The sequence below is a fragment of the Sphingorhabdus lutea genome, from assembly GCF_001889025.1.
Lineage (GTDB): Bacteria > Pseudomonadota > Alphaproteobacteria > Sphingomonadales > Sphingomonadaceae > Sphingorhabdus_B > Sphingorhabdus_B lutea.
This window is the reverse complement of the sequence record NZ_CP018154.1, coordinates 2516126-2533041: the sequence shown is the minus strand read 5'-3', so window position 1 is coordinate 2533041 and position 16916 is coordinate 2516126. Positions and strand designations below refer to the sequence as shown.

General features: G+C 47.6%; 20 protein-coding genes. 8 read left to right on the top strand and 12 right to left on the bottom strand.

Going from position 1 to position 16916, the window contains the following annotated elements:
* Positions 1 to 43: 43 nt before the first annotated feature.
* Entirely contained in the window at positions 44 to 331 is a 288-nt protein-coding gene (locus LPB140_RS12165; RefSeq protein ID WP_072560051.1) for a DUF4402 domain-containing protein, read from the top strand.
* 39 nt (positions 332 to 370) lie between these two features.
* Here the strand turns inward: LPB140_RS12165 and LPB140_RS12410 are convergent, their stop codons facing one another.
* The 6 genes from LPB140_RS12410 to LPB140_RS12145 form a co-directional block, all read right to left on the bottom strand.
* Positions 371 to 547, bottom strand: coding sequence for a hypothetical protein (locus LPB140_RS12410; RefSeq protein ID WP_156874218.1), 177 nt, complete (start codon positions 545 to 547; stop codon positions 371 to 373).
* Positions 531 to 680, bottom strand: coding sequence for a hypothetical protein (locus tag LPB140_RS12405; RefSeq protein WP_156874217.1), 150 nt, complete (start codon positions 678 to 680; stop codon positions 531 to 533). The genes LPB140_RS12410 and LPB140_RS12405 overlap by 17 nt, the downstream gene beginning before the upstream one ends.
* A 67-nt stretch (positions 681 to 747) precedes the next feature.
* The gene (locus LPB140_RS12160; RefSeq protein ID WP_072560050.1) at positions 748 to 1416 is read right to left on the bottom strand and encodes a DNA polymerase III subunit delta; all 669 of its coding nucleotides are present in this window, start codon (positions 1414 to 1416) and stop codon (positions 748 to 750) included.
* Positions 1416 to 1973, bottom strand: a complete 558-nt coding sequence (gene lptE, locus LPB140_RS12155) for an LPS assembly lipoprotein LptE (RefSeq protein WP_072558145.1) — start codon at positions 1971 to 1973, stop codon at positions 1416 to 1418. The genes LPB140_RS12160 and lptE overlap by 1 nt, the downstream gene beginning before the upstream one ends.
* The gene (gene leuS / locus LPB140_RS12150; protein WP_072558144.1) at positions 1970 to 4558 is read right to left on the bottom strand and encodes a leucine--tRNA ligase; all 2589 of its coding nucleotides are present in this window, start codon (positions 4556 to 4558) and stop codon (positions 1970 to 1972) included. Before leuS ends, lptE begins: the two co-directional genes overlap by 4 nt.
* 78 nt (positions 4559 to 4636) lie before the next feature.
* A complete protein-coding gene (locus LPB140_RS12145; RefSeq protein ID WP_072558143.1) occupies positions 4637 to 5077 on the bottom strand; it encodes a DUF3576 domain-containing protein in 441 nt (146 codons plus the stop codon).
* Between the two features lie 380 nt (positions 5078 to 5457).
* Here LPB140_RS12145 and LPB140_RS12135 point away from each other — a divergent pair, with 380 nt between their 5' ends.
* The gene (locus LPB140_RS12135) at positions 5458 to 6237 is read left to right on the top strand and encodes a hypothetical protein (protein ID WP_156874067.1); all 780 of its coding nucleotides are present in this window, start codon (positions 5458 to 5460) and stop codon (positions 6235 to 6237) included.
* 20 nt (positions 6238 to 6257) lie between these two features.
* On the opposite strand, the gene LPB140_RS12130 is transcribed toward LPB140_RS12135, so the two are convergent.
* Positions 6258 to 6827 carry a thiamine phosphate synthase gene (locus LPB140_RS12130; protein ID WP_198024122.1) on the bottom strand — a complete coding sequence of 190 codons (570 nt, stop codon included), beginning with the start codon at positions 6825 to 6827 and terminating at the stop codon, positions 6258 to 6260.
* Between the two features lie 100 nt (positions 6828 to 6927).
* Between LPB140_RS12130 and LPB140_RS12125 the strand changes: the two genes are divergently transcribed.
* Complete coding sequence (locus LPB140_RS12125) at positions 6928 to 7740, top strand: YggS family pyridoxal phosphate-dependent enzyme (RefSeq protein ID WP_083549732.1); 813 nt, start codon at positions 6928 to 6930, stop codon at positions 7738 to 7740.
* Between the two features lie 65 nt (positions 7741 to 7805).
* Here the strand turns inward: LPB140_RS12125 and LPB140_RS12120 are convergent, their stop codons facing one another.
* The 4 genes from LPB140_RS12120 to LPB140_RS12105 all read right to left on the bottom strand — a co-directional run bounded on the left by LPB140_RS12120 (position 7806) and on the right by LPB140_RS12105 (position 12162).
* On the bottom strand, positions 7806 to 9644 hold the full coding sequence (locus LPB140_RS12120) for a cation:proton antiporter (RefSeq protein ID WP_072558139.1): 1839 nt from the start codon (positions 9642 to 9644) through the stop codon (positions 7806 to 7808).
* Between the two features lie 62 nt (positions 9645 to 9706).
* Positions 9707 to 10390, bottom strand: coding sequence for a ligase-associated DNA damage response endonuclease PdeM (gene pdeM / locus LPB140_RS12115; RefSeq protein ID WP_198024121.1), 684 nt, complete (start codon positions 10388 to 10390; stop codon positions 9707 to 9709).
* 27 nt (positions 10391 to 10417) lie between these two features.
* On the bottom strand, positions 10418 to 11569 hold the full coding sequence (locus LPB140_RS12110; protein ID WP_232223414.1) for an isoaspartyl peptidase/L-asparaginase family protein: 1152 nt from the start codon (positions 11567 to 11569) through the stop codon (positions 10418 to 10420).
* Positions 11570 to 11592: 23 nt separating this feature from the next.
* Entirely contained in the window at positions 11593 to 12162 is a 570-nt protein-coding gene (locus LPB140_RS12105; protein WP_232223413.1) for a phosphatase PAP2 family protein, read from the bottom strand.
* Between the two features lie 98 nt (positions 12163 to 12260).
* Here LPB140_RS12105 and ispG point away from each other — a divergent pair, with 98 nt between their 5' ends.
* The 3 genes from ispG to LPB140_RS12090 all read left to right on the top strand — a co-directional run bounded on the left by ispG (position 12261) and on the right by LPB140_RS12090 (position 15085).
* Positions 12261 to 13388 (top strand): flavodoxin-dependent (E)-4-hydroxy-3-methylbut-2-enyl-diphosphate synthase, encoded by a 1128-nt coding sequence (ispG, locus tag LPB140_RS12100; RefSeq protein ID WP_072560993.1) that lies wholly within the window; start codon positions 12261 to 12263, stop codon positions 13386 to 13388.
* A 78-nt stretch (positions 13389 to 13466) separates the two neighbouring features.
* On the top strand, positions 13467 to 14084 hold the full coding sequence (locus LPB140_RS12095) for a thioredoxin family protein (RefSeq protein ID WP_083550417.1): 618 nt from the start codon (positions 13467 to 13469) through the stop codon (positions 14082 to 14084).
* A gap of 86 nt (positions 14085 to 14170) precedes the next feature.
* Positions 14171 to 15085, top strand: coding sequence for a DMT family transporter (locus LPB140_RS12090; protein ID WP_232223412.1), 915 nt, complete (start codon positions 14171 to 14173; stop codon positions 15083 to 15085).
* A gap of 4 nt (positions 15086 to 15089) precedes the next feature.
* Here the strand turns inward: LPB140_RS12090 and LPB140_RS12085 are convergent, their stop codons facing one another.
* Positions 15090 to 15641: a GNAT family N-acetyltransferase gene (locus LPB140_RS12085; protein ID WP_072560047.1), complete on the bottom strand. Its 552-nt coding sequence runs from the start codon at positions 15639 to 15641 to the stop codon at positions 15090 to 15092.
* Positions 15642 to 15721: 80 nt separating this feature from the next.
* Between LPB140_RS12085 and LPB140_RS12080 the strand changes: the two genes are divergently transcribed.
* Both LPB140_RS12080 and rarD read left to right on the top strand, forming a co-directional pair.
* Complete coding sequence (locus LPB140_RS12080; RefSeq protein ID WP_072560046.1) at positions 15722 to 15943, top strand: hypothetical protein; 222 nt, start codon at positions 15722 to 15724, stop codon at positions 15941 to 15943.
* A 55-nt stretch (positions 15944 to 15998) separates the two neighbouring features.
* On the top strand, positions 15999 to 16910 hold the full coding sequence (gene rarD, locus LPB140_RS12075) for an EamA family transporter RarD (protein ID WP_072560045.1): 912 nt from the start codon (positions 15999 to 16001) through the stop codon (positions 16908 to 16910).
* Positions 16911 to 16916: the final 6 nt, after the last annotated feature.

Below are 16916 nucleotides of genomic sequence, written 5' to 3'. Positions count from 1 at the left end.
GGCGGGGCGATTGATATAAAACCCGCATCATGGCGGTAAATCAGTGCAGGGCGGATTGATTGATTTGGGGGGAATGTCGCTGGTCGGGACGGTAAATGTGAAGGGCACACCGGGCCGTAATGTGCGGATTGAATTGCCACAAAGCGTGGAGATGACCGCTTCATCGGGCGGTGTGGTGCGCGTGGTGGATATTAAACATGATATGCCCGCATTGGCCCAATTGGACCAAAATGGCCGTTTGACATTTTCCTTTGGCGGCAGGTTGGTCATAACACAAAGCGTGTCGGGCATGTTTCGTGGCCGGATTCCGGTGACGGTTAATTATCAATAATGACCATATTGCGCCCTTTTCTGTGCGGGCTTTGCTATCTTATTTTCCCGGTTGACGGCGGCGAGAGGCGGTTTTTGCAATGCGCAATATTTCCGCCTCCATATATGTAATGGCGCTTTGCCCGCCAATGGTCATTACGGTTTCTTCCATATCGATTAAATGCCCGTTCAACCCGAACAGCCGCTGGGCCGGCCATAATTTAACTTGTTGTTCCAAAAATGGGTTTTAACCCGTAAAATATCCCGCGCGTGGCATTGTCAAATTTTTTGCCGGATGCCATGTCTTGGCTGATTTGAATAAGTTGTTGCACACGATACATCATTAACCGCAATAAACGCACTGGTTCCATTTTAACCGCACGGGCATTGTTTAATTCTTTGACAGTAATTTTGACCTGCCCGCTAATGCTGCATTGATTAAGGGGGCGATATCGTCATCCGCCTTATCCGCTGCAAGGTCGATGATTGCCTGTTCCTCAATTTCTTTGGATTATCTATGCTGGCATCATGATAAAGCGATAATTTTTCCATCTCCATCATCGCCAAATGAATATTCATATTCACCCGCGCCAATATCGCCCTGATTAAATCGGGTTTTACAATTAAACCCAGCGATTTTGCATGGCCATTTAATCGGCCAAATAGGACATCGGATTTGGCCTCATATACTATCAATGATAAAACCGATTTATCTGCTTCCACCAATTTGCGTAATTTATTGGCCTTGGTCAAATTGCCGCTTTGCACCAAAACGACATGCTCACCTGCTGGACCTTGTAAATAATATTCAATGGCGGTCATTGCCTCATCACGTTTTATTTCAGCGTGGATGATTTTTTTTTCGCCAAATAAGGATATGGCATTGGCCTCATCGGATAATAGGGCAGGGTCGCTGCGCAATTGATCGCCATTTAACAAAATATGTTCGACATTATTTCCAATATGGGCAAGGAATTTTTTGACGATATAGGATATTTCGGATTCATCCGGCCCATAAAGGAACAGCATTTTATAACGGCCCGGATTGTCATATGCCGCCTTTAATTGGCCCAAATTATCTATTTTTTGGCCGCCGCCATATGCCATTATTCGCCTGCGCTGCTTTGTTCTGAGGCGTTATTTTGTGTGGCATCGCCTTTGTTTAAGCTGTAATTAGCCAATTGCGCGATAATTTGATCGGCGATTTTCTGGCTTAAATTTTCAAGTGCGCTATTTTCCGCCGCAACGGTGGCATATTCTGATCCCACAATATCAATTCCCGCGTCGCTAAAGGCGGTTTTGTCCAATAATATGACCCCGCTTTGATTATCAATCAATTGATAACGCGCCCGTAAAGTCCGCCGTTCGCGGGTCACACTATCATTAGCGCGCACGCCAAGCCCCTCAATCTGGTCATCCAATTTGACCACCAAATGAAATGCCTTGCCGTCATTATCATCATTTGATGCGGGGTTTAATTGCCGTTCCAATGCCTGACGAACCAGCCATCCCGCTTTGCCATCAATTTGATCCACGCTGATGGAGGATAGGGCGCTGGACACGGCCCCACTGCGACCATCGGCATATAATGGCTTTAATCCGCAAGCAGATAAGATGCCGGATAAAATAGCGGTCAGCGCGAACAAGCAGAGCAGTTTTTTCATATCACAATATTTACCAATCGATCGGGCACGACGATAATTTTCTTTATCGCATTACCATCAATGGCACGCTGCACTTTCTCACTCGCCAGTGCAAGTTTTTCGGCTTCTTCTTTGGCAATTCCCTTTGCCATCGTCAATGTATCGCGCAATTTGCCCTGAACCTGAACCGCGATGGTAACTTCATCTTCCACCAACAATGCTTCGTCAATTTTGGGCCAATGGGCATTGGCAATCATGCCATGACATCCATGTTTCTCGCCCAATTGCTCCCACGCCTCCTCGGCCAAATGCGGGGTCATGGGCGCAGCCATGGTTAATAAGGCAATAATCGCCTCATCCCTTGATGGCCCAGCAGCAGTCTTCTCAATCGCGGCGGTCAGCTCATATAATTTGGCAATGGCTTTATTAAATGATAAATTTTCAATATCTTCGCCCACGCCCTTAATGCTTTGATGCATTTTACGCGACAATGCCAAATTTGCTTTTTCAATCGCCGCGTCACCATTGGCGGCTGCTTCACCCACCTTTGATACCAAACGCCACATCCGATTGACAAAGCGCCAGCATCCTTCAATTCCGGCCTCTGACCATTCTAAGTCCCGCTCTGGTGGGCTGTCGGATAGCATGAACCAGCGCACCGCATCCGCGCCATATTGTTCAATAATATCATCAGGATCGACAACATTTTTCTTGGATTTTGACATTTTTTCAATGCGGCCAGCGGTGGCGGGGCTGCCATCTTCGATCACAATCCAATCATTGCCATTTTTGCGCACCTGATCGGGCGATAACCAGCTGCCATCGCCATGGGTGAATGTTTGATGCGTCACCATTCCTTGGGTGAACAGGCTGCCAAAGGGTTCTTTGATATCTATCATGCCAATATGGTTCAGCGCCCTTGTCCAAAAACGCGCATAGAGCAGGTGCAAAATCGCATGTTCAACCCCGCCAATATATTGGGTAACGGGCAACCATTTTTCCGCCGCCGCCTTATCAAATGCTTGGGCATCTGGTTGGCTGGCAAAGCGGATGAAATACCAGCTGGAATCGACAAATGTGTCCAATGTGTCGGTTTCGCGCCGTGCGGCCTTACCACATTTGGGGCAATCGGCCTTGCCAAATGTCGGATGACGGTCAAGCGGGTTGCCGGGAATGTCGAAACTGACATCTTCGGGCAGGGTGACGGGAAGCTGCTGGGCAGGAACGGGCACAGCGCCGCAATCATCACAATGGATAATCGGGATGGGCGTTCCCCAATAGCGTTGGCGTGATACGCCCCAATCGCGCAGGCGATATTGCACCTTACCCGCGCCCCAATTTTCATTTTCCGCGCGGGTAATAATGGCGTTTTTCGCATCATCGACGCTTAACCCATTAAACTCGCCGCTATTGACCAAAATTCCGTCACCCGATTCGGCTTCCCCTGCAAAGGGGGCATCTGCATCGGCAGCATTGGCGGCAACCACCCTTTTAATGGGCAGGCCATATTTGGAGGCAAATTCAAAATCGCGTTGATCATGGCCGGGCACACCCATGACCGCGCCTGTGCCATAATCCATCAACACAAAATTGGCGACATAAATGGGCAGGCTTAATTCAGGGTCAATCGGGTGCGCGGCGCGCAGACCCAAATCAAACCCCTTTTTCTCCAATGTTTCAATTTCCGCCGCCGTTGTGCCGCCCTTGCGGCATTCCTCAATAAAGGCGGACAGCGCGTCTTTATCTGCATAATCGGCATTTGCGGCCATTTGCTGTGCAAGGGGATGGTCGGCGGCAATGGCGATAAAGGATGCACCCATAATGGTATCGGGACGGGTGGAGAAAACTTCCACTTCATCAATGCCCGCCATATCAGAAACCGCCGCGTTGGAAATGGCAAAGCGTAGCAATGCGCCCTGTGATTTACCAATCCAATTTTCCTGCATCAAACGGACCTTGTCGGGCCATTTTTCAAGGCTGTCCAATCCCTCTAATAAGTCATCGGCAAAATCGGTTATTTTCAAAAACCATTGGTTTAATTTGCGCTTTTCAACCTCTGCGCCGCTGCGCCAACCCTTGCCATCAATAACCTGTTCATTGGCCAATACGGTCATATCGACCGGATCCCAATTTACCGTGCTTTCCTTGCGGTAAACAAGGCCGGCTTCATATAGTTTAAGGAATAATGCCTGCTCATGGCCATAATATTGCGGCGTACAAGTGGCCAATTCACGCGACCAATCCAACGCAAAACCAATACGTTTTAACTGGGTGCGCATATTGTCAATATTGTCAAATGTCCAACTGCCCGGATGCACTTTACGTTCCATGGCGGCATTTTCCGCGGGCATGCCAAATGCGTCCCAGCCCATGGGGTGCAATACCTCATGCCCGGTCATGCGTTTATACCGCGCCAACACATCGCCCATGGTGTAATTACGCACATGGCCAATATGGATGCGGCCCGATGGATAGGGGAACATTTCCAAAATATAAGCGCGCGGTTTATCGCTATCATCATTGGCGCGGAAAGTTTGTTCTTCTTCCCAACGTTTTTGCCACCGCACATCGGCGACGTGCGGGTTGAATCTGTCTGCTTCGCTCATAATTGCCCTATTTTTATTTATCGCCCATCATCATATTGCCCAATATGATGTCAACAGGGCGATGTAGATGTTATTGCCTTAACCGTTAATCGCGCTGCGGCGCAAATCGCGGGCCTTGGTCAAAATGATATTTTCCATTTTTTGAACGGTCGCAGCGCGCATTGGCGCATCAACCCAATTATTATTTTGCAAAATTTGGCGTGATCCGGCCACGCGTACTGCATCGGAACGCAAATCTTGATCCAAAATTGAAATGGTCAATTTAATCCGTTCTCCCGGACTTGATGGGTTAATATACCAATCGGTCACAATCACGCCGCCCGCGCTGTCGGTTTGTAATAATGGCATGAAAGAAACAGAATCCAATGACGCGCGCCATAAATATGCATTAACGCCAATTGCGGTAACTTTACTGGCGGCCATGTCGGTTTTGACGCTCTTTGATTTACCACAAGCCGATAAACCAGAAATGAGCGCGACACTGCTGACAGTGATGATCAAAAATTTATTAAGTCGCATTATTATCCTTATCTTTCCCATCATCCTATAACCATCCGCGCATAGCATCAAATGTCATGGAATAAAATTATATAAATACTCTATATCGGCTTTGTTGGCTTAGGCAAGATTGCAGCAGCCTGAACAACGATAATTTTTGCAAAAAATATGATTTTTTTGGCGATTTGACGAAACGACTCCAAATATGAATCGCTTTGACATGAAAATGGCGGGGCTAATTCATCATAGATTAAGCGGATAATTGTAAAATAATTTAACAAATCGGGCGAAGTAGTGCGATATTTACAACAATAAGCAGATATTCATATTTTATTTATGCAAAATCGCTAACTTTACTTGCGCAAATAACATAATTTATGCAATTAAAGTTCATAACAAAAATGACGGGAAGACAAAGCGTGCGTAACGGAAAAAACAAATTTGGATCGAAGGGCGCTTTAATGGCGTTGACGGCCATTTGTGCTTCCGTGTCCATCATTCCTGCATTTGCCGCAAAAATTGATGGCGGCAATAATTGGAAACAATCTTCAATCCTGTCCGATGGATATACACCCGCCGGCGTTGATGTGCGGTTGGCCGCGCGGTTGCAAGAATTAAATAAGGGTAAGGCGGTAAAAAATAATCTTTTCCCCTATACCCCTGCTGGTCTGTCGATAAAGGATAATGGTTCATTGACCGTGGCAGCACGTTCTTTGGGCAGGGATTATAATCAAAAAGGCGCGGTTTCGGTGCGCAGCGCGATTACCGAAGTGGGCAGCGGCAATGAATTGGCGCGCCAATTTGCCCGCACCAATTTCCGTTTAACCGCGATGAAGGGGGCGACGTCATTTTCTGCAATCACCCCGCCCTTATCTCTTCAAAAACGTCCCGCAGCTTTGTTGGAAAGCACGACATTTAAATTGGATGGCGATAAAAACCAAAAGCCAAGTCGTTTTGGATCTGATGTCTCCTTAATCCAACCGCGCACAAATGCGACCAGCCCATCGGGCCATGATGATAAAACCGACTATGGAGTCAGCCTTGGCGGTAAATATCGCCTTGCCAAAGGTGTCGATTTAACCGCAGGTGTGCGTTATAAAAGCGAACGTGACAGCACGGTTTGGACCGATCCAAAGGCGGATAGTGAAGCCGTTTATGTTGGCACACGGATTAAATTTTAATCCCATTCACATATAATATTTTATTTTTGAAAGGCATTTATGCCCGCCCATCCGCATGCAATATGATTTTTCATATTGGCGGCGCGGCGCACATTCATGCCGCCCATTGCGATAATATGATGATGGGATAATTGCGACAATTTCATAAACCGCATCCGCCCCAATGGGCGCTGTCCCACATGGCTTTTTGTGGTGAAAATTGGAGATAAAATCAAGAAATCAGGATGATATAAACTTGCAGAGTTAATGTCGGCGGCATGATGCGCCGATATGGAGAGGGATAAGGGGTGAATTTGGCAGCGGTTGGAAAATTTACGCCGCGCCCATAGCGGGATATGCGCCCCATCTGCGCCATATTTAATGGCATGAAATATATGCCCCGCCCAAAAAATGGCATGCCCCTTTTTTTTTGCGCGTTTTTTTATCAAGGTGAATAATTTAATGCGGTTTTTCATGGGCAATGAATAATGACGAAAAATAATGATGGAGCGCGGCGGCAATGCCGCAATGGCGCGAAATAATCCGCGATGGGCAATGGCGGGGTCATCGCCACTGGCGGCATTTTGTATGTCCAAACGCTCATCGGTCATGAATATTTGGGACGACCAATAATTTTTAAAGGTAAATTTTTTATCCCGATGGCATATCAACATTTGGCAAGCCCTTTAAATTTGTTCTATATGCCCGATTATGAATAATAGCATATCATCGCAGTCCAGCAATATCATTGCAAGCGCAAGCGCATTAAAAAAAATTCAAGACAAAATCGCCGCCGCCGCCAAATTGGCACGGCGTAGCGCCGATGAAATAAACTTAATCGCAGTCAGCAAAACATATGATGCGGCGCATATCCGCCCGATATTGGATGCAGGGCATCGCCATTTTGGTGAAAATAGATATGAGGAGGCGATTGAAAAATGGCCCGTTTTGCGTGAAAAATATCCAGAAACCATTCTGCATTTTATTGGCCAATTACAATCGAAAAAGGCCGATGATGTTGTGGCATTATTTGATGTCATCCATTCGGTGGACAGGCCGTCCTTAATATTGGCATTGGGCAAGGCAATGGCAAAGCAGGGGCGGTTTTTACCCTGTTTCATTCAGGTAAATATTGGGGATGAACCGCAAAAAGGCGGCTGTGCGATACAGGATTTGGACGATTTATTGAAAATTGCCAAAGAACAAAATATTCCCATTGCAGGCTTTATGTGTATGCCGCCCGCGGATATTGAGCCATCGCCATTTTTTGCGCTGCTTGCCGAAATATCCGCCCGTTATATGGAGGATGAACAAGCCAAGTCGGATCAGGTGATAGAAATGGGCCAAAATTTATCTATGGGCCAGTCTCTTTCTATGGGCCAGTCTCTTTCTATGGGCCAGTGTCTTTCTATGGGCCAGTGTCTTTCTATGGGAATGTCGGCGGATTATGAAGTCGCCATCACATTGGGGGCAACCCATGTCCGTGTGGGTAGCGCGATTTTTGGCGCGCGCGCGGCCAGATAAATCATATATTTAATTTATGTGCGGATATTTGGGGGGCATTTTACCGCCCCTAAGTTGAAAGGTGATTATTTGTCATTGCGCTGTTTTTCCGCCTCACGCTGCGCCTTGCGTTCTTCGGGCGTGTCGGGCTGAACAAAGCTGATAATGACATCATCGGGTTCAACCGTTGGGCTGCTGCCCACAGCAAAGAATAATAAGCGATTATCCGGTTTCAGTACCGCGACCGGTTCTTCATCCTCGATTAAATTTGCCCTAAAATCGCTATAGGTGAATTTTTCGGTGATGCGGGTTTTGCTAAATTCCCAACCCGAATAAATCCGATCGTCCAGCAATTCAAAACTTGCCCCACTGGCAAATAAAACGCGGGCGCGATTATGATGGTTTATTGCATCTTCGCCCGACATGATGGTCAGTGATTCAAACCCAACCTCTGGCCCCAAATCATTTGCGACCAATAAATTATAGCTATCGCCCTCTGTCCCGACCAATAAATGTTGGAAACGGCCAATGTCCAATTCATGGCCATGTGCGCTTTCCGATACTTCGCCGCAATGGGTTTCCAACCCTGCCTTGCGGGCGTTGCGCAATGCATATTTGCTTTGATCCGCAATCACGACATTTAAATCCATGCTGGATAAAAATTTACCAAAGGCAATATTCCACCGATTTGACCCGACCAACAAAATATCCTCGCTTTTACCCTGATCAATGCCAAGGAAGCGGGCAACATATCCTGCGGAAAAACCATGGGCGAAAATGGTGACAATCACCACGCCAAAGACCAAGGGGATTAAGGCATCCGCCCCTTCATAACCCAATTCCACCAAACGAATGGCGAATAAGCTGGTCACCGCAATGGCCACTACGCCGCGCGGTGCAATCCATGCGATAAATAATCTTTCACGCCATGGAACATCGCTAAATGCCAGACTGGTCAGCACGGTAACCGGACGCACGATGAATAATAGCATCCCCAAAAATACCAAAAATATAGGTTGGAATTTTTGCATGGTTTCCCAATCCAATGTGGCGGAAAGCAGGATAAACACGCCGGAAATGAGCAATACAGACAAATCTTCCTTAAACCGTCTTAATGCGCGGCTGGAAAATGTGGGGCGGTTGGCCATCACCACACCCATAATGGTCACGGTGATAAGGCCGGTTTCATGCATGATTAAATCCGCGCCAACAAAACCGCCAATAACAGCCACCAATAAAACGGGTGCTTTTAAATATTCCGGCACCCATCCACGCGGGAAAATATATACTAATGCAAAGCCCAATGCCGCGCCAATTGCACCTGCAATAATGCTAGAGCCAAGGACAATGGCAGAAATTTCGACCAAATTGACCGGACCAGCATTTAAGGAAACATAGTGAATATAGGTATAAATGGCAACGGCAAGCAAAGCGCCAATCGGGTCGTTAACAATGCCTTCCCATTTTAAAATATCACGAACACGGTTGCCGACGCGCAGCGAACGCAGCATCGGGCCGATAACCGTTGGGCCGGTAACCACCAAAATTCCGCCAAATAATGCCGCAACGCCAAGCGATAGGTTCGCGCCATAATAACCCGCCATTGTGCCAAGCACCCAGCCAACAGGCACGCCCACAATGACAAGCCGCAATACCCCACTGCCCGCATGGCGCAAATCCTTAAAATTAAGGCTAAGCCCCCCTTCGAACAGGATAACCGCCACCGCCAATTTGACAATGGGTTCTAATAAAGTGCCAAAATCCGCGCGCGGGTTGATTATCCCCAAAACGGGCCCTGCCATCACACCTGCGAATAACATTAACGCAATGGCCGGTTTGTTGATCCGCCATGCAATCCATTGTGCGCCAACGCCCAATAAACCGATAAGCGCGATTTTCACCATTAGGGAATCTAGCACTATCATAAATTTTCCATCTCCACTTCATTTAAGGAGTAGCTGGATTTTCAAAAATCAGCAAGGGCATCTTAGGTAAAATATAATTGCATGGTGATTAGCCGCGGGTTCGCATCCATATAGGCGGCGGCCATATCACCGCTTTTCATGCCGCATGCCGATGCAATTGCGGCGTCATTTGCGCCCATGCCGCCGGTTAATGCCCCAAAAGCAGGAAGGATTAAATGATTTCCCGCAGCCAGCGCGCAGACACGATTTATCTGCCGACCACGGATTTTTGCGCGATATTTGGGGTGAAAATGCCCAGAAATTTCAGGGCGTGTTTCATGCCGCTGTGCCATATGGCGCAGGATAATACCATCCACATTCATTTCTTCATAAATATTGCCGCCAAATGATCTGCTCAACGCCTCATCATGATTGCCGATTATCCAATTTAGAGTATATTTTTCGGCCAATGCTGTAATTTTATCCTGCACATTTTTGGATAATCGATATTGTCCGTCATCATCATGAAAATTATCGCCCAAAGAATAAATGCAGGCGGCGTTAAATTGGGCGGCCAAATCGCCCAAATTTTCAATAATCTCATGGCTGTCATAGGGGGGGAGCATCTGCCCCCCCATGGCAAAATTGCTGGCTTTTTCCAAATGCAGGTCCGCGACCAACAGGGCCGATTTACGCGGCCAAAATAAGGCCCGTGGACCGGCAAAGCAAAATTGCTCTGCACCAAAAGTAAAAGTTTGAATTGCCATGTCCATTATAGGTGACGTTAAAATAGATTATTCCTCATCACCATAAATGGAAACCGTGGCGGGGGCATTATTCGATGCTTTGCCGCGATACATTCCCGGCGTGTTGAAACTATATCCAATTTGTCCCCATGGCGTGGCGTAAATAATGCCGCCAGTGCCGCCCAAAACGCCCAATTCGGCAATCACATTATCGGCAATCGCCTGAACAACATCATCATCCAGTGCCCATTCGTTGGAATGAATATAATATTGCGGCATGCCATGCTTATCCTTTGGCACATTTGCCTGTGCGGTGTCGCGGGTGGAGGAAAAGGCAAAACGGATACGGCTGCAAATTTCATGTGCCACGCCCAAACGGATGAAATATTCGCCGCTGCCCGTGGCAGAGATGCCGCAGCTATCATTTCGGGCATATGTCCCCGCGCCGATGATGGGGGAATCGCCAATACGTCCCCATTTTTTGCCCGTCATGCCACCCGTGCTTGTTCCCGCAGCGATATTGCCATTTTTATCAACTGCCACAGCGCCAACCGTGCCAAATTTCAAATCAACATCATAGGATGAAATTTTTTGCGATTTCATTTTTTCCAATTGTTGGCGGCGAAAATCGGTGGCGAAATATTCGGGCGGCGCTTGCTCCAGCCCCATTTCAAGGCTGAATTTATTTGCCCCATCGCCGGAAAGGAAAACATGGCTGCTATCGGTCATGACTTTACGGGCCAATAAAATCGGGTTTTTGGTGGCTGTCACGCCCGCAACTGCACCTGCGGCCAATGTTTCGCCGTCCATGATGCTGGCATCCATTTCATTTTTGCCATCCCATGTGAACACCGCACCTTTTCCAGCATTAAAATTTTCATTATTTTCTAATGTCATAATTGTCGCGGCAATGGCATCCATGGATGTGCCACCAGCGCGCAAAATATCCGATCCAGTTTTTAACGCAAAATTTAATGCCGCGCGTATTTCGGCGTCTTTTTCTGGGCTTATTTTATCCCGTTCCAACACGCCCGCCCCGCCATGAATGACAATTGACCAATTATCTTGCATTTCTGCGCCACTATTATTTTCAGGCGATTGATTGCCCTGTGCCATGGCAATGGGCGATGCAAATATGATGGGCAATGTTAAAAATGCGGCATATTTTTTGATCGATTTTTTCAAATTAAATTTTGTCATAATTTCTCCGCTATTTATTTAAATTAAAATCGGACAAGCGCCGCCACACCGCCGCCCTTTGTATCGCCAAAGGGGATAATGACGACATTTTCATTGCGTTTATTGGTAATTAAAAATCCGCTTGCCTGCCCAATGGCCATGCCCGTTAAGACATCGGCCCAGTCATGTTTTTTGGCCTTTATCCGCGACACACCAACAAAGGCGGCCACGGCCTGTGCAGGCAAACCCACTTTCCAGCCATAGCGATTATGCATGGTGGCGGCAGCGGAAAATGCCATTGATGTATGGCCAGAGGGGAAGCTGCGATAATCGCTGCCATCAGGGCGCAATTTTGGAAAACTATCCTTGCCCGTTTGGGTGATGATATAGGCAACCCCCATGCTGCCCAATGATTGCAGGCCGCCATTTAAATCTTTTTTTGCCGCAGGCAGGATTAACGCCGCCGCGACAAGGCCATTTTTGGCAATTGTTCCCGCATCATCCCATGTTTTTTCCGAAGCATAAGCGGGCACAGCCATGGCGCAGGCAAATAAAATCACCACGCCGCCGCGCATTACCGCGCCCGTCATTTTGCGAGATAAAAAATCAAACATTATAAACTCCCCATATTTGTTTGATGCTATATGGTTACATTGTGATAATAAAGCGCTATATCATGTTTAAAATCGCATATTGATTAAAAGGTATAATGATGACAGCTGATAATCCATCTCTTCGCCCATGGCGCGATATATCGCGGCGCCAATGCCGTCAAATCATGGTTGGCAATGTGCCGGTTGGCGGCGATGCGCCCATTAGCGTGCAAACAATGACCAACACATTGACCAGCGACGTGCGCGCCACGGTGGACCAAATCCGCCGATGCGAGGATGCAGGCGTGGATATTATCCGCGTGTCATGCCCCGATGTGGAATCAACCGCCGGATTGAAACAAATTGTCCGCGCGGCCAATGTGCCCATTGTCGCCGACATTCATTTTCATTATAAACGCGCGTTGGAGGCGGCAGATGCTGGCGCGGCGTGCCTGCGGATAAATCCAGGAAATATTGGCAGCGAGGCCCGCGTGCGGGAGGTGGTGGACGCCGCAAAATCCAATGGCTGTGCAATTCGAATTGGCGTTAATGCGGGCAGTTTGGAAAAAGATTTGCTGGAAAAATATGGCGAACCATGCCCCGATGCATTGGTGGAAAGCGCATTGGACCATATTAAATTATTACAAGATTTGGATTTCCATGAATATAAGGTTGCGGTGAAGGCGTCCGACGCATTTTTGGCGGTGGCGGCATATATGCAATTGGCCGATGCGGTGGATTGTCCGCTACATTTGGGCATTACAGAGGCCGGCGGCTTAATTGGCGGCACGGTGAAAAGCGCGATTGGCATTGGCAATTTATTATGGGCGGGCATTGGCGATACGGTGCGTGTGTCATTATCCGCCGAACCCGAAGAGGAAGTGCGCGTTGCGTATGAAATATTAAAAACCCTTGGCCTTAGAACAAGGGGAGTTCGGGTGATAAGCTGCCCCAGCTGTGCGCGGCAGGGTTTTGACGTTATCCGCACGGTTCAAAAATTAGAAGAAGCATTAAGCCATATTAAAACGCCCCTATCCCTTTCGGTTTTGGGATGCGTGGTCAATGGCCCGGGTGAAGCACGCGAAACCGACATTGGTGTGACCGGCGGCGGCAATGGCAAACATATGGTATATTTATCCGGCGTGACCGATCATCATATTGAAAGCGCGGATATGGTCGATCATATTGTGAAATTGGTGGAGGCAAAGGCAGCCTCCATCGAAGCAGGTGAAAGCGTCGCTGCATAGCCATTGGCGCGACATAATGGCCGTGAATAAAGGCCGTGAATAAAGGCGGTGAGTGATAATTTATAAGGGGCAAAAATAATGAAGATAATATCATTTTTAATGCTGGCATTTGTCGCAACCGCCCCCGCGCAAACACCGCCCGCGCAAACACTGCCCACGCAAACACTGCCCACGCAAACACCGCCCGCGCAATCATCATCGGTAAAAAATAACCAATCATATCCGCTTCAACCCATGATGCAGGCCGATAGCCGCGCCGAAAATCCAGAAGTAAAGGCTTATGATAAAAATGCCAATGCACAGACGCAGGTGCAACGCGCATTGGACAGAGCAAAATTAAACGGAAAATATGTCATCATCGCCATGGGGGCAAATTGGTGTCATGACAGTTTGGCCTTTGCAGGATGGTTTGAAACGCCCCGTTTCAAGCGGTTAAGGGACGAAAAATTTGAAATTGTCTATGTCGATGTTGGCACGCCGCAATCGGACGAAGGACGCAATTTGGATATTGTAAAGCGGTTTAAGGGTAAATCGGTCAAAAATACCCCCTATGTGATGATTATTTCCCCGCAAGGCACATTATTAAATAAAAAAAGCGCGCGCGATTGGCGCAATGCGGCAAGCCGGAGCGAGGCCGATATTTATAATTATTTTTTGGCATTTGGGAATGAAACACGTCACCGCCAGCAAAAATAAACCCGCATCATCTTTAACGCCATAGGGCGGTATGAAGCCATGATTATATGCTCGCCAAATAATATTCACCGCGCTATTGCCGGGCAATGATGAATAATAATCAACAGCATCAAACCCCCGCCGCCATTGCCTTTTCTGTGGCATGTGCGGGCATTGCCTTTTTCTCTTTAATGGATGCGGCGATGAAGGTGCTGTCCATTGAAATGGGCGCGTATAATGCGGTATTATGGCGCAATATTTTCGGTGCTGGGATGGGCGGGGCGTTATTTTTGGGCGCGCGCAATAAATGGCCCAGCATGGCAAATTTGAAAATTCATTTATGGCGCAGTTTGGTCGTCGCCTTAATGGCGGTGGCGTTTTTTTGGGCCATTGCGCGTCTTCCCTTGGCCGAGGCAATTGGTTTGTCATTTTTTGCGCCCGTGGTCGCATTATATTTGGCGGTGATTATTTTAAAAGAAAGCGTGGGAAAGGCGGCAATTTGGGCGTCTATATTCGGTTTGGCGGGGGTGTCGGTTATCCTGATTGGGAAATTTAGCGGCAAATATGATGATGATGCCATTTGGGGTGTTGCGGCTGTTTTACTATCGGCATGTTTATTCGCCTATAATCTTATCCTTGCGCGGCAACAGGCGCAAAAAGCAGGGCCAATAGAAATAGCATTTTTCCAATCGCTGCTGACCTGTTTTTGGTTATTATTGGCCGCGCCGTGGTTTTTGGTGATGGTAACGAATGTCCATATCCCCTTATTGGCGGGGGCAGGGTTTTTGGCAATGATTTCGCTGTTAATGTTAAGCTGGGCATATGCACGGGCGGAGGCGCAAATTTTAATCCCCGTTGAATATACCGCCTTTATATGGGCGGCGGCATTTGGATGGTATTTTTTTGACGAGGCGGTCACCCCCACCACCATTGCTGGCACGGTTTTAATCGTTATGGGCAGCGTGGTTGCCGCGCACGCCAAACCCAAATTGATTGAACAGCCAGATCAAATTAGCATATAGGAAATTAAGTAAAGGCGCGTTTATTCACCAGCCACTCGGCCTTTGTTTGTCCCCAAATTTCTATATGCTTTTCATGAAATGGCGGCGGCATGATAACTGGTCCGCGGGGTTTTGACCCCAAACGCTCTGCCAATGCGATGGATGCATGATTTTCAGGGTCAATGGTGTGGATGACATCATCCCAACCCAAAATATCAATTGCCCAATCGATACAGGCAATGGCGGCTTCACGGGCATATCCCTTGCCGGCCGCATCTCGCATAATGCCCCAACCAATTTCTGTGCCGGGCCATTGGGGCGGCTGCCACGGACCGGTGCGGCCAATCCATTGACCGGTCGATTTTTCAATCATCGAAAAATAACCAAAACCGTTTAAATGCCACCCACCAATCATTGCGGCCCATGCGCGCCACGCCATGGAGGGATGCGATACCCCGCCAATGAAGCGGGTGGTTTCGGCATCTGCGCAAAATTTTGTAAATGCGGGCAAATCTTCCTTGCTTGGCATACGCAGGATAAGCCGATTTGTTTCCAATGTAGGGCCGATATTGGTCATAAATTTCCTTTGTCGTAAAAAATCGCGGCTTTATCTTTGGCGACATTGCCAATTTTATCATGATGGGGCAAGCATGTCCTATGGCAAATATAATCGCATATATTTTTGGCGCAATTGCGCTTTTATTCGCTCTTCCTGCTTTATTGCCGCTGCTTGGCTGGGCCAATTGGTTCATCATCGTCATTGCCGGCATTGGCGCAATTTTTGGCGCGGCTTCGCAAAAAAATGGCGGACGCAATTTTTGCATCGCGGTCATTATTTTTTGCGCCCTACGGCTATTTTTGGGCGGCGGGATTATATAGGGCATGTATATTTTATATGCTTGACCTGATGCCATAATCGGCGCAGCAGGGCGGCATGATTAACATTTCCCATGATGAGAATAAGGCGCGTACTGGTGTCATACAGGCGATTGGCGCATATATTATCTGGGGCTTCATGCCCGTTTTTTTCAAGATTTTTAAGGGCTATCCCGAATATGAAATTGTCGCCCACCGCGTTATTTGGTGCGTGCCTGTTTTATTATTGATTTTGACACTTCGCGGTCGAATTGGGGAGTTATGGGCGGCCCTACGCAACCCGCAGGCATTAAAATATCTTTTCTTCACATCTTTTTTAATCGCGGCAAATTGGTTAATTTATATTTGGGCGGTGTCGCATGATTATGTTGTTGCGGCGTCGCTAGGTTATTTTTTAAGCCCGCTGTTAAACATTGCCTTGGGATATATATTTTTAAAAGAACGTTTGGGAAGATTGCAAATTGCGGCATTATGCTGCGCTATATTGGGCGTGGCATTATTGGCGGGCGGTGCGTTAAACACTTTGTGGATTAGCATTTCTTTGGCGCTGAGCTTTGGTTTTTATGGCCTTATCCGCAAAATTGCACCGGTGGAATCATTGCCCGGTTTGGCGGTGGAAACATTATGGCTGTTCATCCCGTCATTATTATTGGCCATTTGGGTATATATGACTAGCAGCCATGCCGCATGGAATGATAGTTGGGGCGTTACATTGGCATTGATGGCAAGCGGCCTTGTCACCGCTGTGCCATTATTATTATTTGCCTCTGCCGCGCGAAAAATAAATTTTTCCACCATTGGCTTTATTCAATATATTGGCCCAACCATCCAATTTTTATTCGGCGTTTTGGTGTATAAAGAGCCGCTGTCATGGGCGCAAATTTCATGCTTCATCCTGATTTGGCTGGGCATTGCAATTTTCACCTATGACGGGCTGCGTAAATATAAATTGGCGAATAAACCGGTTTAATATTTA

Bases quoted from the DNA above. Each gene is read 5' to 3' on its own strand.
- LPB140_RS12125 (WP_083549732.1), top strand. From the start codon at position 6,928: ATGAATAATAGCATATCATCGCAGTCCAGCAATATCATTGCAAGCGCA.
- pdeM (WP_198024121.1), bottom strand. From the start codon at position 10,390: ATGGCAATTCAAACTTTTACTTTTGGTGCAGAGCAATTTTGCTTTGCC.
- ispG (WP_072560993.1), top strand. From the start codon at position 12,261: ATGACAGCTGATAATCCATCTCTTCGCCCATGGCGCGATATATCGCGG.
- LPB140_RS12090 (WP_232223412.1), top strand. From the start codon at position 14,171: ATGATGAATAATAATCAACAGCATCAAACCCCCGCCGCCATTGCCTTT.
- LPB140_RS12405 (WP_156874217.1), bottom strand. From the start codon at position 680: ATGGAACCAGTGCGTTTATTGCGGTTAATGATGTATCGTGTGCAACAA.
- LPB140_RS12145 (WP_072558143.1), bottom strand. From the start codon at position 5,077: ATGCGACTTAATAAATTTTTGATCATCACTGTCAGCAGTGTCGCGCTC.
- LPB140_RS12130 (WP_198024122.1), bottom strand. From the start codon at position 6,827: ATGACCGATGAGCGTTTGGACATACAAAATGCCGCCAGTGGCGATGAC.
- LPB140_RS12105 (WP_232223413.1), bottom strand. From the start codon at position 12,162: ATGTTTGATTTTTTATCTCGCAAAATGACGGGCGCGGTAATGCGCGGC.
- leuS (WP_072558144.1), bottom strand. From the start codon at position 4,558: ATGAGCGAAGCAGACAGATTCAACCCGCACGTCGCCGATGTGCGGTGG.
- LPB140_RS12095 (WP_083550417.1), top strand. From the start codon at position 13,467: ATGAAGATAATATCATTTTTAATGCTGGCATTTGTCGCAACCGCCCCC.
- LPB140_RS12085 (WP_072560047.1), bottom strand. From the start codon at position 15,641: ATGACCAATATCGGCCCTACATTGGAAACAAATCGGCTTATCCTGCGT.
- LPB140_RS12110 (WP_232223414.1), bottom strand. From the start codon at position 11,569: ATGACAAAATTTAATTTGAAAAAATCGATCAAAAAATATGCCGCATTT.
- rarD (WP_072560045.1), top strand. From the start codon at position 15,999: ATGATTAACATTTCCCATGATGAGAATAAGGCGCGTACTGGTGTCATA.
- LPB140_RS12160 (WP_072560050.1), bottom strand. From the start codon at position 1,416: ATGGCATATGGCGGCGGCCAAAAAATAGATAATTTGGGCCAATTAAAG.
- LPB140_RS12135 (WP_156874067.1), top strand. From the start codon at position 5,458: ATGACGGGAAGACAAAGCGTGCGTAACGGAAAAAACAAATTTGGATCG.
- LPB140_RS12080 (WP_072560046.1), top strand. From the start codon at position 15,722: ATGGCAAATATAATCGCATATATTTTTGGCGCAATTGCGCTTTTATTC.
- lptE (WP_072558145.1), bottom strand. From the start codon at position 1,973: ATGAAAAAACTGCTCTGCTTGTTCGCGCTGACCGCTATTTTATCCGGC.
- LPB140_RS12120 (WP_072558139.1), bottom strand. From the start codon at position 9,644: ATGATAGTGCTAGATTCCCTAATGGTGAAAATCGCGCTTATCGGTTTA.